The following is a 13,162-nucleotide window of genomic DNA, read 5'->3' on the forward strand; positions in this document are numbered from 1 at the left end:
GACGAGGTTCTTATCTGTGGCCGTCACCGACAGCCGGTCATCCCACCCGATAGACTTGCTCACCAGAAAGGTGCACCCGCTTCTACAAAGGACATGGCGTAGACAACCACATCCTTGCAGGTCGGGTGCACCTTTCCTTGATCACCCTCGATACCCGCTATCTACTCTGAATAGCGGAGGCCATCGCTGGCGCAGGTTCCGTGGCCCCATAGGGAACCACTGGATACAACGGACATCGCGAGCTTGAGGTTCAACCACTCCACCTGGGGCAGGCACATTCCGGACCAGGGCCATTGCGTAGTCCGTTTGCGCAGATCAGCCCCAGCTGCAGCCCCGTCGTGGCGATCCCGGTCCGTTGGGCCTGCAGGGCCGCCCAAGCTCCCCGCCTGCACGGCGCACTGCTGGCCCGCGAAGGCTGCCGGCTACGACTACCCCCTGCTCGACGGCACCCTCATCGAAACCGACCGGATCACCACGCCAGGATCCACCCCCGGCGGCGTCAACGTGATCGAGGTCTTCTTCATTCGGGAGACGCTGGGTGGCTCGGCCACCACGTTCGGACTGGTCAGCGCGGCGTGGTCGGCCGGCATGCTGCCCGGCGCCTGGTTCGCGGCCCGACTCGCCCGTCGGCTTCGACGTCGTGTGCGGGGACGAGGTGTACGGCGCCTGCACGTAGCTGCGGGAGTTCTTCGAACACCAGCAGCGAGCGTACGTGCTGCGGGTGGCCTCCACGTTCCTGCTGGACCTCGGTGCCGGTGTGCGGTTGACCTGCTGGTCCGCCGCCACCGACGCACCGGCGAGCTGGCGTTTCACTACTGCTACCAACCCGACGGGCAGCCGAAGAGCCATGACCCGGCTGATCCGCGCCGCCGGACTACGCTGGTCAGTCGAGGAGGACTTCGAGTTCGGCAAGGACGAGTTCAGCCTCGACCAGTGCCAGGCCCGCCTCTACGGCGCGATCACCCCCCGACCAGGCCCCGCCAGTAGGCCCCGGCCAGATCCCCCTGACCGTCCCCGAAACCCGACGACTGACCAGACTCACCCACCAGCCGAAACCACCCCACCACGCAGAACACCGGACCGGCTGGCATGCCGCGAAACGAGCAAATGGTTACCTTGGATGTAACCCGCGAGCAGGATCACCAAAAGCGAAAGCCCAGGCAGCTGTTCCCGGGCGCACGATGCCAGGCACCCCGGAGCTTCCCCTCGCCGCCGATAACGGCAGGCCGTTGAAAGAATTAGTTGCAGCGGCGACGGCACGCTGGGCGGCGTCGGAACGGGGGAGGAAAATTTGGGATCTTGCCTCGGCCCGGGTCTGCGAGCTTACAAAATCCTCCAATTTCGATTTCAGGGCAGCCTTCCTCGACCCGAAGTGTAGGATACGGGCGCCGAAGTGATGAGCTTTTATAGCCACCGAAACCAACAATGACTTCTCTTGCTCATGATCGCCATAGCGCGCAGTCCCTGCCTTTATTCGTTCCGACGCTTCATGGTCGGCCCTATCGGCAATTATCGCCGTACGCTCTCCCCACGGCACATGCGGATAATCGCGGGCCTGATCTTCCCACTCGTTCCAAAACTTCTGCAACCCGGTATCACTCCCCCGCAGACTTTTTGGCAGGTCGTCATCGGCATAGAGTGGCATGTTTAGCTCCTCCAAAGCCATCCTATGGAGCGTTTCGACAGTCGGCTTTCCCATAGCTACTCCCATCGCTGGCGCAGGTTCCGCGGCCCCACAGGGAGCCACTGGATACAACGGACACCGCGAGCTTAAGGTTCAACCCTGATTCTTCGTGGGTCTGGCGTCGATCGATGACCAGCGAGCTTGCATCGTTGATGGTGGATGTATCGGCTCTGTTGGGTGTGGTTGTGGGCCGGCTGTCGCGCCGGTGGCGTGGTCTCCTGGGGTTCCTCCTGGTCGTTGGGGCGGTGGTGTGGGTGCTCGCTCAGGTGGCGGGCATGGGCATTCGGCGGATGATCTCGATCGCGGTGGCCAGGTCGGTGGCCCAGGGCCAGGTTCGGGGTAGGCGTAGCCCCCGGTAGCGGCGGGCTTGGACCAAGCGTGCGGGGGTCTGGAAGATCTGGTAACGCAGTGTTTTGGGCTCGGCCTTGGCCAGGGCGCTGGTCAGCGCGTAGAGGCGCATCCACGCGGTGAGGTCCACGGCGATGGTGACGGCGGCGCAGCAGGCCTTGTTGACCTGCCATTGTTTGGACGGCAGATGCCCGAGGCCGGTGTCCTTGGTGGTGCGTACGTCGTCGTCGACGCGGGCGTGTACGCGGTGACGGGTGTCGGCGCGCTGCACGGACAGGCCGTCCGGGCCGTGGGCGCCGGTGTTGGTGACGAACGCCGAGTACCGGTAGCCGCGCAGGTGTCGAACAGGGTGGCTTGTTCGTGGTCGAACAGCTTGCGCCGGCGCACGATGACCCGCATCGCTTTCGGCCGTTTCAGGCCGGTCAGCCGCTCGCGGAGCAGGTCGGTGATCTCGGTGACCTGAAGGCCCGTCTTCGCGAACCTGCTCACCGCCCGTCGGGTGCCGGAGGCGATGCGCGCCCGTGCGTACGCCAGTTACGGGGCCGCCGTGCAGGGTGGCTCGATGGCCGGGTTCCTGGTCGGTGGGGCGCTGCTCGCGGCCGTGTCGCCCCGGCCGCTGATCGCCGGAACCGGTGCGGCCGGGCTTCTGGTGGTGCTGGCGTTCGTGCCGATGGTCACCCGGGCCGTGCGGCGGCCGTCGCTGGACCCCGCTGGTGCGGATGCGGGATGAGCCACTTCGCGTCGGCCCGCCGAGCCCGAGCCGGACGCCGGGGATACGGTCGGGGCATGGCTGAGCGCATCGCACGCCCGCGGGTCGGGCACATCCAGTTCCTGAACTGCCTGCCGATCTACTGGGGTCTGATGCGCTCGGGTGCCCTGCTCGACGTGGATCTGCACAAGGACTCGCCGGACCGGTTGAGTGCCGCGCTCGTCGCCGGTGATCTGGACATCGGCCCGATCACCTTCGTGGAGTATCTGAAGCACGCCGACGAGTTGCTGCTCCTGCCGGACCTGGCGGTGGGCAGCGACGGGCCGGTGCTCTCGGTCAACATCGTGTCCACGAAGCCGCTGGGCGAGCTGGACGGCGCCCGGGTGGCGCTCGGTTCGACCTCGCGTACCGGGGTGCTGCTGGCCCAGCTGCTACTCGCCGACCAGTACGGTGTGCGGCCCGACTACTTCCGCTGCCCGCCGGACCTGACCCAGATGATGCTGGAGGCCGACGCCGGCGTGCTGATCGGGGACGTGGCGTTGCGGGCGCTGTACGAGGCACCGCAGCTGGGCCTGACCGTCACCGACCTCGGGCAGGCCTGGCGGGAGTGGACCGGGCTGCCGATGGTCTTCGCCGTCTGGGCGGTACGCCGAGACTTCGCCACCGCCCACCCGGGCCTGGTCAAGGAGGTGCACGAGGCGTTCCTGCGCTCGCGTGACCTCTGCCTGGCCGAGCTGGATCAGGTCGCCGAGGCGGCGGCCCGGTGGGAGACGTTCGACGCCGCGACGCTGGCCACGTACTTCCGGACGCTGGACTTCTCCCTCGGTGACCGGCAGGTCGCCGGGCTGCGGGAGTTCGCCCGCCGCGCCGCCGTGATCGGCGAGACGCCGGCGTTGCCCGACGGCGGCCCCGAGTTCTTCGCCGGCTGAGCCGCCGGCCTGCGGCCCGCTCGTGCGGCGGGCCGCGCTGCGCCGGGTCCCAGACGCCGGGTCCCAGACGCCGGGCGTCAGACGCCGGGCCGGAGCAGCGCCTCGGTGATCTTCTCGCAGTTCTGCATGCCGTAGTCGTAGCCCATGCCGATCGGGTACCTGACCATCACGCCCATCGTCCAGGTGTCGCCGATGGCCAGGCAGTTGACGTGCGTCTCCTGCTCCTTGGTCCGGTCGATCCACCCGTTCTTGATGGCGATCTGCTTCTGTTCGGCGGCCGGGAACGCCTTGCGGATGCCGAAGTCACCGGCGCCACGGACCAGTTTCATCTCGTTGAGCAGCCACGTGGTCCACTTCGGCCCGGCGGCGGTGCCGGTGGCGATGCAGTTGCCCAGGCGGGCGGTGTCCCGTGGGGAGAGCGCCGTGCGGCTCCAACCGCCGTCGGGTGCGACGCTGCTGTCGGTGAGCTTGCACATGGAGATCAGCCGCTTGATCGAGGCTGCCCGGCCCACCGTGTCGTAGAACTGCTCGGCCCGGGTGTTGTCGCTGTCCCGGATGATCCGGGTGGCGTCGGCGAGCTTCGCGTCGCTCGGGGTCTGGCCGGCGTCGGCCGCGCGGCGCAGGTAGTCGGCGACGATCCAAGACTTGATCATCGAGGCGGTGGTGTTGGTCTCGCCCATGTTCTTGGAACCGATGATCTTCCCGGTGCGTCGGTCCAGCACGCTCCAGGAGTACCAGCCCTTGATGTTGAGGTTGAGGTCCTTGGCCACGAACGGCAGCGGTTCCAGTGACGGGCTGGGGCTGGGGCTCGGCGGCGGCGAGGCCGGCTTGCGGGCGCTGCGGTCGGTGGCCGTACCGGTGGATCGGTCGCTGACCGTGCCGGAGTGACCCCACTTGGCCGCGGCGGACGACTCGAAGGGCGACCCGGGCAGCAGCCGCAGCGACACCAGCGCGAGCCCGATCAGGATGACCGCGATGGCCACCAGCCGTAGGGGGGACGACGTCTCGCCGTCGCCGCGTCGGTCCGCCCGACGGCTGCCCGCCATCAAAGCTTCCCGACCGGCTGCTGCGGGACCTTGAGCGCGGCGCCCGGCTGCGGGGTGACCAACTGGGTGGCCACGCTGGAACAGACCTGGGCACCGTAGTTCAGTCCGCTCCGGAGCGGGTAGCGCACCATCACCGCGAGGCTCCACTTTCCGTTGACGGCCAGGCAGTTGACGTGCCAGTTGCTGTCGTACGCGATCGGGGTCCACCCGTTCTTGATGCTGACCGGCCCCTGAGCGGTGATCGACTTGGGCAGGCCGTCGATGATCCCCCAGCGGCCACCACCGGACGTCTTCTTCTGCTCCTTGACGCTGCCGCGTACCTCGCTCATCTGGTCGAGCACCCACTTCGTCCACTTCGGGCCGGCGGCCTTGCCGTCGGCGATGCAGTCGCCGAGCCGGACCGCGTCGCGCGGTGACATCCGGGTGAAGCTCCAGTACCCGGTGTACGGAGCGACGTTGCCACGCTTGGTGTCGGTCAGCCCGCAGATCGTGATCGCCCGCTGGATCACCGCGTCGGGCGTGCTGCTCGTCGAGGGTTTGTACGAGCCGCCCGCGGCGGCGTGGATCTTGTTGGCCGCGACGTCGTCGCTGTCGATGATGGCGAGCCGCGCCGCCTCCTTGAGCGCTGCGGGAGGCTCCCTGTCTCCGAGCTGCCGCAGGTAGTCGGAGACGATCCACGCCTTGATCATCGACTCGGTGGAGCTGGTCGAGGTCATGTTCGACGACCCGGAGATCTTGCCGGTCTTCCGGTCCATCAGCGCCCACGAGAAGAATTCGCCCTGGAAGCTCACCGACACCGGGCCCGCCGACAGGGTTGGCGGTGGCCGGGTGGGCGCGGGGACGGTCGAGGCGGCACCGCCGCCTCCGCCTCCGCTGCTGGTGTCGTCGGCCAGTCGGGCGTACGCGGCGGGAACCAGCAGGACGCCACCGAGCAGGGTCGCCGCGACGGCGAGCACCGTGGTCACGCGGGATCGCATGATGTGGGTGAGCTCCAGATGTCAGGGCCGGGGGACCGGCTTTGTTGTCCGGGGCGACCGGTGCGATCGCCGAGGCCGGGGGAGGTGGCCTCTGTGGAGACGGCGATTCTGGGCAGCCGATCGTGTGACCAGCAGAAGTCTACGTCCGGACTGGCGACTCGCCAGAACTCGACACCTGGCAACTTGCGATGAAGACGGAATATCGAGATGGTATGCGGCTTCTGGGCGGGTTCATCTTTGTATCGTGAGCTACCTCACAGCCGACGCGGTCGCGCAACGTGAGGAACAACCGCCTAAAGGTGGCCGAAGGTGACACGGGTTTTCTGTTACACCCCCTGGTGCATCAGGGCGCAAGCTGTAACACTTGTCCTCATGTATGGCAACGACTTCTCCGCACCGACGGACGCCTCGGACGACATTCCCGGCGGCGGTCTGCTGGGTGAGGTCGAGGCGGCCGAGGCGGAGCTGCGCGCGGCCGCCGCACGCGAGCGACGCGGCGGACCCGCGCCGGACGAGGACCTGGCGGCATACTTCGCCGACGTCGTCGGCTCCGAGCAGAAGATCGAGCCGCGCGACTGGATGCCCGACGCGTACCGCCGGACGCTGATCCGCCAGATCGCCCAGCACGCCCACTCCGAGATCATCGGCATGCAGCCGGAGGGCAACTGGATCAGCCGGGCGCCGTCGCTCAAGCGCAAGGCGATCCTGCTGGCCAAGGTGCAGGACGAGGCCGGCCACGGGCTCTACCTCTACGCCGCCGCCGAGACTCTCGGGATCAGCCGCGACGAGCTGGTCCAGTTACTTCTCGACGGGCGGCAGAAGTACAGCTCGATCTTCAACTACCCCACCCTGAGCTGGGCCGACGTGGGCGCGATCGGGTGGCTGGTGGACGGCGCGGCGATCGTCAACCAGGTGCCGCTGTGCCGCTGCTCCTACGGCCCGTACGCGCGAGCGATGATCCGGGTCTGCAAGGAGGAGTCGTTCCACCAGCGCCAGGGCTACGAGATCCTGCACACCCTGGCCCACGGCACGCCGGCGCAGCGGGCCATGGCCCAGGACGCGGTGGACCGCTGGTGGTACCCGTCGCTGGCCATGTTCGGCCCGCCCGACGGCGACTCCACGCACTCCGCCCAGTCGATGGCCTGGAAGATCAAGCGTTTCTCGAACGACGACCTGCGCCAGCGTTTCGTCGACATGTGCGTCGGGCAGGCCGAGGTCCTCGGGCTACGCATCCCCGACGACGACCTGCGCTGGAACGAGGAACGGCAGGCGTACGACTACAGCCAGCCGGACTACGACGAACTCATGCGGGTGATCTCCGGCAACGGGCCGTGTAACCGGGAGCGGATGGCTCACCGGCGGGCCGCCCACGCCGACGGCGCCTGGGTGCGTGAGGCCGCCGCGGCGTACGCCGCCAAGCGGGCGGAGAACAGGGAGAAGGTGGCGGCATGACGGAACAGACCCCGCTGTGGGAGGTGTTCGTGCGGGCCCGGCGTGGGCTGTCGCACACCCACGTCGGCAGCCTGCACGCCCCGGACGCCGAGTTGGCGCTGCACAACGCCCGGGACCTCTACACCCGCCGGCAGGAGGGCGTGTCGATCTGGGTGGTGCCGGCCGCCGCGATCACCGCAACCAGCCCCGACGAGAAGGACGCCTTCTTCGACCCGGCGGCCGACAAGGTCTACCGCCACCCCACCTTCTACGAGGTGCCGGACGGGGTGGCACACCTGTGAGCGAGCGAACCAGTCAGCTCAGCCGCGCGGCCGCCGAGCGCGGCGAGGTGGCGGCGTGAACGGGCCCTTCGACTTCACCCTCGGCCTCGGTGACGACGCGCTGATCGCGGCGCAGCGACTGGCCGAGTGGACGACCCGCGCGCCGGAGATGGAAGAGGACATCGCGCTCGCCAACATCGCCCTCGACCAGCTCGGCGCGGCCCGGCTGCTGCTGTCGTACGCGGGGGAGCTGGAGGCCGCCGGCCGTGACGAGGACGCGCTGGCGTACCTGCGTGACGACCGCGAGTTCCGCAACGCCCTCCTGGTCGAGCTGCCCAACGGCGACTTCGCGGTGACGGTGGCGAAGCTGTTCTTCCTGGCGGCGTACCAGGTGCCGCTCTACACGGCGCTGGCCGGCTGTGCCGACGAGCGGCTGGCCGCGATCGGCGCGAAGGCCCGCAAGGAGTCTGCGTACCACCTGGACCACGGCGCGTTGTGGGTGAAGCGGCTCGGTGACGGCACCGAGGAGTCGCACCGCCGGATGCAGTCGGCCGTCGACGAGGTGTGGCCGTACACGCACGAGCTGTTCGGCGCGGACCCGGCGGCGCCGGTCGACCCGTCCACCCTGCGGCCGGCGTTCGACGAGACGGTCGGCGCGGTGCTGGCCGAGGCGACGCTCACCCGCCCCGAGGGTGCCTGGGCGCCGGCCGGCGGGCGCGACGGCGTGCACACCGAGCACCTGTCCTACCTGCTCGCCGAGATGCAGGTGCTGCACCGCGCGCACCCCGGGGCGCGGTGGTGAACCCCAGGGACGCGGCCGCGTCGGTGGTGGACCCGGAGATCCGGGTGATCACCATCGACGAGCTGGGCATCCTGCGCGCGGTCGAGGAGGATCCGGCCAGTGGCCGGGTCACCGTCACCATCACCCCGACCTACACCGGCTGCCCGGCGATGGACGTGATCCGGGCGGACATCCGCCGCGCGCTCGCGGTGGCCGGGCACCCGGACGCGGAGGTCCGGACCGTCTACAGCCCACCGTGGAGCACCGACTGGATCTCCGCGGGCGGCCGGGCCAAGCTCGCCGCCGCCGGGATCGCCCCGCCGGCCCCGGTGCCCACCGCCGGCGTGGTGTCGTTGACCCTCGCGGTCCGCTGCCCGCAGTGCGGCTCACCGGAGACCGAGCAGGTCAGCCGCTTCGGCTCGACCGCCTGCAAGGCGTTGTGGCGCTGCCGCTCCTGCGCCGAACCCTTCGACCACCTGAAGGCGCTGTGACTGTCACCATCACCCGTCCGGTCCGCCGTCGGCCGGTCTTCCACCCGCTGCCGGTCTCCGCCGTCGACCGCCTCACCGACGACTCGGTGGCTGTCACCTTCGCCGTACCCGAGGATCTGCGGGAGACTTTCGCGTTCCGCGCGGGTCAGCACCTCACCGTGCGGCGAGTCGCCGAGGACGGCACGGACGTGCGCCGGTCGTACTCGATCTGCTCCACCCCCGACGACCTGGCCCGGCACGGCCGGTTGCGGATCGGGGTGCGGGAGATTCCCGGTGGCGCCTTCTCGGCGTTCGCGTGCGGTGCGCTGCGCGGCGGCGACACGGTCGAGGTGCTGCCGCCGCTGGGCACCTTCACCACGGCGTTCGCGCCGGACCGGGTGCGGCACTACGGCGCGGTCGTCGCCGGCTCCGGCATCACCCCGGTGCTCGCGCTGGTCGCGACCGCCCTGGCCGTCGAGCCGGCCAGCACGTTCACCCTGGTGTACGGCAACCGCACGGCGAACACGGTGATGTTCGCCGAGGAGTTGGCCGACCTGAAGGACCGCCATCCGACCCGGCTGCACCTGGTGCACGTGCTGTCCCGCGAGCAGGGCGAGTCGCCGCTGCTCTCCGGTCGGATCGACGCGCAGCGGCTGGGCCGTCTGCTGGAGACCATCGTGCCGGGCGACGCCATCGAGGAGTGGTTCCTCTGCGGCCCGTACGCCATGGTGGTCGACGTCCGGGACGTGCTGACCGCGCGTGGGCTGCCCGAGTCGGCGGTACGCACCGAGCTGTTCCACGTCGACGCGCCGCCGGAGCCGGTGCGCCGCCCCGCCGACCAGGCCGGCGCCGGCACCGAGGTCACCATCCTGTTGGACGGCCGGTCGTCGAGCTTCGCGATGGGCCGCGAGGAGCGGGTGCTGGACGCCGCGCTGAAGGTGCGGGGCGAGCTGCCGTACGCCTGCAAGGGCGGCGTCTGCTCGACCTGCAAGGCGAAGGTCGTCGACGGCGCGGTCACCATGGCCCGCAACTACGCGCTGGAGCCCGACGAGCTGGCCGCCGGCTACGTGCTGACCTGCCAGTCCAGCCCGACCACCGACAAGCTCACGGTCGACTACGACGCCTGACTCACCGGCGACGAGTTCTGCTGTTCCGAACCGGCAGGCCACCTCAGTTCTCGGGACGGACGTGTGCGGTCCAGTAGGTGAGGTCGGAGCGGTGCTCGACCAGGGTGACCCGCTCCCCGCACGCCTCCTCGATCAGCGTGACCGCCTCGTCGAGGTGAGCCGGGTAGTGGTCCCAGTCGGTGTCGCGGAACAGTTGGAGGCCGACCTCGCCGCGGTTGTCGCCCAGCGCTACCGCGGCCTCGGGTGGCACCAGCACCACTGTGTAGCGGCTCGCCTCTCGCTGCGCCTCGGTCGGTGTCGGCTCATCCTCCCGTCCGTGTCGCCGGAAGTGGGCGATCACCGACGGGATCGGCCCGGGTGAATCGGCCGGATCGTACGGTCGCAGCCAGGCGGGCTGTTGAGTCCAGATCGGCATCGTAACCTCCGGCGGGTGGGGAACGAGATTCAGCAACGTTGCTTGCGATGGTTGCGGGTTGCTGAGATCAAGTCAATACTCAACGCGATGAGTCCATGCCGTCAGCGTGACGGTGCGACAGGAGCCGACGCGGAGGACCAGGGATGCCCAAGGCCAGTCAACCCACCGTCGTTGGTCGTGGGCTCGGCGGCGAGTTGCGTGAGCTGCGGGAGGCGCGCAAGTTGCCGCTGCGTCGGGTGGCCACCCGGCTGGGCTGGCAGCCGTCGAAATTGTCCCGGATGGAGACCGGCATCCAGGGCATCCAGGCAGCGGATGTCGCGTCGCTGCTGGTGATCTATGGCGTGACCGGGGACGAGCGCAAACGACTGCTCGGCATGGCCGAGCGGTCGGCCGAGTCCGGTTGGTGGGAGGCGATCGGTGGGCTGTCCGACGAGTCCCGGACGCTGATCCGGTTGGAGTCGGAGGCGACCGACATCGTGAACTGGGAGCCGCTGCTGGTGCCGGGCCTGTTGCAGATTCCGGACTACACCCAGGCGTTGATGCGCAGTGGGGGCATCCCGGATGACGAAGCGCAGGGGCGGGTGGCGGCCCGGTTGGGCCGGCAAGCGATTCTGAGCCGGGCCACGCCGCCGACGCTGCACGCGCTGCTCGACGAGATGGTGTTGCGCCGGGTGCTCGGCGGCCCCCGGGTGATGGCCCGTCAGCTTCGGCACCTGATCGAGGCCGCGGCACGGCCGAACGTGACCTTGCAGGTGGTGCCGCTGGCGGTCGGTGGGCACACCGGGCTGGACGGGGCGTTCGCGCTCTTCGACTTTCCCCGCAACCGATCGGTGGTCTGTCTGGACCACAAGTTGACCGGGCTGTTCCTGGAGGAGCCGCCGCAGGTGGCGCACTTCCGGCGGGAGGCCGATAGGCTGGCCGAGGTGGCGCTGAGCCCCGTCGATTCGGTGGAGTTCGTTGCGCGGGTCGCAACGGAGCACGAGCGAGAGTGAGCCCCTGATGATCACTCCGGAGCTGTCCGGCGCGACCTGGCGCAAGTCCAGCCGCAGTGGCACCAACGCCAACTGCGTCGAGGTCGCCGAGCTGACTCATGCGATCGCCGTACGCGACTCGAAGGACCCGGCCGGCCCGGTCCTGGCCTTCGAGCGTGCAGCGTGGGCCCGTTTCGTCGCAGGCACGGGGCATCCGAGCCAGGCGGAGTGACGGCATGCGGTGGCGTACGGGTTGGCGCGAACGGGAGGGAAATCCGCGCAGATCTTGGACACTTTCCGTTCCGCGCTGACGGAAACTGTCCAAGGTCTCGCCGCTGGACAGATCGCCGCCGCTGAGCGCCGCTTGGGGTTGCCGTCACGGGAGGCAGAGCGGAGTGCTGGCCGCTGAGCGGGCGACGTAGGCTCGGGGTTGTGACGGTGAGCCGGGAGATCGACGACATCCTGCAGCGCGGCGCGGACGGTGGGCGGATAACGCCCGAGGAGGCCCTGCTGCTCTACACCGAGGCGCCCTTCCACGCGCTGGGCGAGGCGGCGGACGCGGTGCGCCGCCGGCGCTACCCGGACAACGTCGTCACGTACCTGATCGACCGCAACATCAACTACACGAACGTCTGCGTGACGGCGTGCAAGTTCTGCGCCTTCTACCGTGCGCCCAAGCACAAGGAAGGGTGGACCCACCCGACCGAGGAGATCCTGCGCCGCTGCGGCGAGGCGGTCGAGCTGGGCGCGACCCAGGTGATGCTCCAGGGCGGCCACCACCCGGACTACGGCGTCGAGTACTACGAGGAGTTGTTCTCCTCGGTCAAGCAGGCGTACCCGCAGCTGGTCATCCACTCGATCGGCCCGAGCGAGATCCTGCACATGGCCAAGGTGTCCGGGGTGAGCCTGGACGAGGCCATCGCCCGGATCAAGACCGCCGGCCTGGACTCGATCGCGGGCGCCGGCGCGGAGATGCTGCCGGAGCGGCCCCGCAAGGCCATCGCGCCGCTCAAGGAGTCGGGTGAGCGCTGGCTGGAGGTCATGGAGCTGGCCCACCGGCAGGGCATCGAGTCGACCGCCACGATGATGATGGGCACCGGCGAGACGCACGCCGAGCGGATCGAGCACCTGCGCATGATCCGTGACGTGCAGGACCGTACCCGTGGCTTCCGGTCGTTCATCCCGTGGACGTACCAGCCGGAGAACAACCACCTCAAGGGCCGCACCCAGGCGACCACCCTGGAATACCTGCGCCTCGTCGCGGTGGCCCGGCTCTTCTTCGAGACCGTGCCGCACCTCCAGGCGTCCTGGCTGACCACCGGCAAGGACGTCGGGCAGCTCTCCCTGCACATGGGTGTGGACGACCTGGGCTCGATCATGCTGGAGGAGAACGTCATCTCCTCGGCCGGCGCGCGGCACCGCTCCAACCTGCACGAGCTGATCGGCATGATCCGCTCGGCGGACCGGATCCCCGCGCAGCGGGACACCCTCTACAACCGGCTCGCCGTGCACCACACGCCGGCCGACGATCCGACCGACGAGCGGGTGGTCTCGCACTTCTCCTCGATCGCCCTGCCCGGCGGCGGGGCGGGCCGGTCGCTGCCACTGGTCGAGGTCAACTGACCCGGCCGTTCGGCTGACCGGGGCTCGTGCTCCCGCCCGACGGTGGTGGGCGGTACGGGTGGTCCGCGCCGTCGCAGCGGCAGGCTGTCCGGTCCGGGGCTGGTGGAGATGATCGTCGGCGGCTAGCGTCCCGGCTCGGATCCGTCGCCACCCGATCGGCGAAATCAGCGCGACCGTGCTGGTGGCGGATGGTCTGATGGTCCTGGTCGAGGGCTGTCCTCCATCGGCCCGTGAGGGTCGTTCATATAACGCACGGCGGTACGGGCGGGATGGGTGACCATCCCGCCCGTACCGTCTCATCGGTCCAGGCCGGACGGATGAAAGCGGCCCTGCGCGCTGGCGTGGGAGATCGACCTCCGATAACGTCCGC

The 13,162-nt window shown here is 69.3% G+C and carries 15 protein-coding genes; 10 read left to right on the plus strand and 5 right to left on the minus strand.

Annotated features, from left to right (window positions below):
- Nucleotides 1-1,111 precede the first annotated feature (1,111 nt).
- On the minus strand, nucleotides 1,112-1,645 hold the full coding sequence (locus F8271_RS08635) for a hypothetical protein (protein WP_151489169.1): 534 nt from the start codon (nucleotides 1,643-1,645) through the stop codon (nucleotides 1,112-1,114).
- A gap of 301 nt (nucleotides 1,646-1,946) precedes the next feature.
- Nucleotides 1,947-2,303 carry a transposase gene (locus F8271_RS32260; protein WP_192580197.1) on the minus strand — a complete coding sequence of 119 codons (357 nt, stop codon included), beginning with the start codon at nucleotides 2,301-2,303 and terminating at the stop codon, nucleotides 1,947-1,949.
- 240 nt (nucleotides 2,304-2,543) lie between these two features.
- On the opposite strand from F8271_RS32260, the gene F8271_RS32265 reads away from it, so the two are divergent.
- Both F8271_RS32265 and F8271_RS08645 read left to right on the plus strand, forming a co-directional pair.
- Nucleotides 2,544-2,762: a hypothetical protein gene (locus tag F8271_RS32265; protein ID WP_192580198.1), complete on the plus strand. Its 219-nt coding sequence runs from the start codon at nucleotides 2,544-2,546 to the stop codon at nucleotides 2,760-2,762.
- 56 nt (nucleotides 2,763-2,818) lie between these two features.
- Entirely contained in the window at nucleotides 2,819-3,670 is an 852-nt protein-coding gene (locus F8271_RS08645) for a menaquinone biosynthetic enzyme MqnA/MqnD family protein (RefSeq protein WP_151489171.1), read from the plus strand.
- A gap of 77 nt (nucleotides 3,671-3,747) precedes the next feature.
- Here F8271_RS08645 and F8271_RS08650 read toward each other — a convergent pair whose 3' ends face one another.
- Both F8271_RS08650 and F8271_RS08655 read right to left on the minus strand, forming a co-directional pair.
- On the minus strand, nucleotides 3,748-4,716 hold the full coding sequence (locus F8271_RS08650; protein WP_151489172.1) for a serine hydrolase: 969 nt from the start codon (nucleotides 4,714-4,716) through the stop codon (nucleotides 3,748-3,750).
- Nucleotides 4,716-5,693: a hypothetical protein gene (locus tag F8271_RS08655; protein WP_151489173.1), complete on the minus strand. Its 978-nt coding sequence runs from the start codon at nucleotides 5,691-5,693 to the stop codon at nucleotides 4,716-4,718. The genes F8271_RS08650 and F8271_RS08655 overlap by 1 nt, the downstream gene beginning before the upstream one ends.
- Nucleotides 5,694-6,065: 372 nt before the next feature.
- Between F8271_RS08655 and paaA the strand changes: the two genes are divergently transcribed.
- Genes paaA through paaE form a run of 5 tightly spaced genes read left to right on the plus strand, consistent with a single transcriptional unit; the run spans nucleotide 6,066 to nucleotide 9,783 of the window.
- Nucleotides 6,066-7,145 (plus strand): 1,2-phenylacetyl-CoA epoxidase subunit PaaA, encoded by a 1,080-nt coding sequence (gene paaA / locus F8271_RS08660; RefSeq protein WP_151489174.1) that lies wholly within the window; start codon nucleotides 6,066-6,068, stop codon nucleotides 7,143-7,145.
- Nucleotides 7,142-7,426, plus strand: coding sequence for a 1,2-phenylacetyl-CoA epoxidase subunit PaaB (paaB, locus tag F8271_RS08665; protein ID WP_151489175.1), 285 nt, complete (start codon nucleotides 7,142-7,144; stop codon nucleotides 7,424-7,426). Before paaA ends, paaB begins: the two co-directional genes overlap by 4 nt.
- A gap of 55 nt (nucleotides 7,427-7,481) precedes the next feature.
- On the plus strand, nucleotides 7,482-8,207 hold the full coding sequence (gene paaC / locus F8271_RS08670; protein WP_151489176.1) for a 1,2-phenylacetyl-CoA epoxidase subunit PaaC: 726 nt from the start codon (nucleotides 7,482-7,484) through the stop codon (nucleotides 8,205-8,207).
- Nucleotides 8,201-8,677, plus strand: coding sequence for a 1,2-phenylacetyl-CoA epoxidase subunit PaaD (gene paaD, locus F8271_RS08675; protein WP_151489177.1), 477 nt, complete (start codon nucleotides 8,201-8,203; stop codon nucleotides 8,675-8,677). Before paaC ends, paaD begins: the two co-directional genes overlap by 7 nt.
- A complete protein-coding gene (paaE, locus tag F8271_RS08680) occupies nucleotides 8,674-9,783 on the plus strand; it encodes a 1,2-phenylacetyl-CoA epoxidase subunit PaaE (RefSeq protein ID WP_151489178.1) in 1,110 nt (369 codons plus the stop codon). The genes paaD and paaE overlap by 4 nt, the downstream gene beginning before the upstream one ends.
- A gap of 43 nt (nucleotides 9,784-9,826) precedes the next feature.
- Here the strand turns inward: paaE and F8271_RS08685 are convergent, their stop codons facing one another.
- Nucleotides 9,827-10,198 carry a hypothetical protein gene (locus F8271_RS08685; protein ID WP_151489179.1) on the minus strand — a complete coding sequence of 124 codons (372 nt, stop codon included), beginning with the start codon at nucleotides 10,196-10,198 and terminating at the stop codon, nucleotides 9,827-9,829.
- Nucleotides 10,199-10,341: 143 nt separating this feature from the next.
- Between F8271_RS08685 and F8271_RS08690 the strand changes: the two genes are divergently transcribed.
- From F8271_RS08690 to mqnC, 3 genes are all read left to right on the plus strand, one after another.
- Nucleotides 10,342-11,190, plus strand: coding sequence for a helix-turn-helix transcriptional regulator (locus tag F8271_RS08690; protein ID WP_151489180.1), 849 nt, complete (start codon nucleotides 10,342-10,344; stop codon nucleotides 11,188-11,190).
- A gap of 7 nt (nucleotides 11,191-11,197) precedes the next feature.
- Complete coding sequence (locus F8271_RS08695; protein ID WP_151489181.1) at nucleotides 11,198-11,401, plus strand: DUF397 domain-containing protein; 204 nt, start codon at nucleotides 11,198-11,200, stop codon at nucleotides 11,399-11,401.
- Nucleotides 11,402-11,601: 200 nt separating this feature from the next.
- The gene (gene mqnC, locus F8271_RS08700; RefSeq protein WP_151489182.1) at nucleotides 11,602-12,792 is read left to right on the plus strand and encodes a cyclic dehypoxanthinyl futalosine synthase; all 1,191 of its coding nucleotides are present in this window, start codon (nucleotides 11,602-11,604) and stop codon (nucleotides 12,790-12,792) included.
- Nucleotides 12,793-13,162: the final 370 nt, after the last annotated feature.

Source organism: Micromonospora sp. ALFpr18c (assembly GCF_008868155.1).
Classification (GTDB): Bacteria; Actinomycetota; Actinomycetes; order Mycobacteriales; family Micromonosporaceae; genus Micromonospora.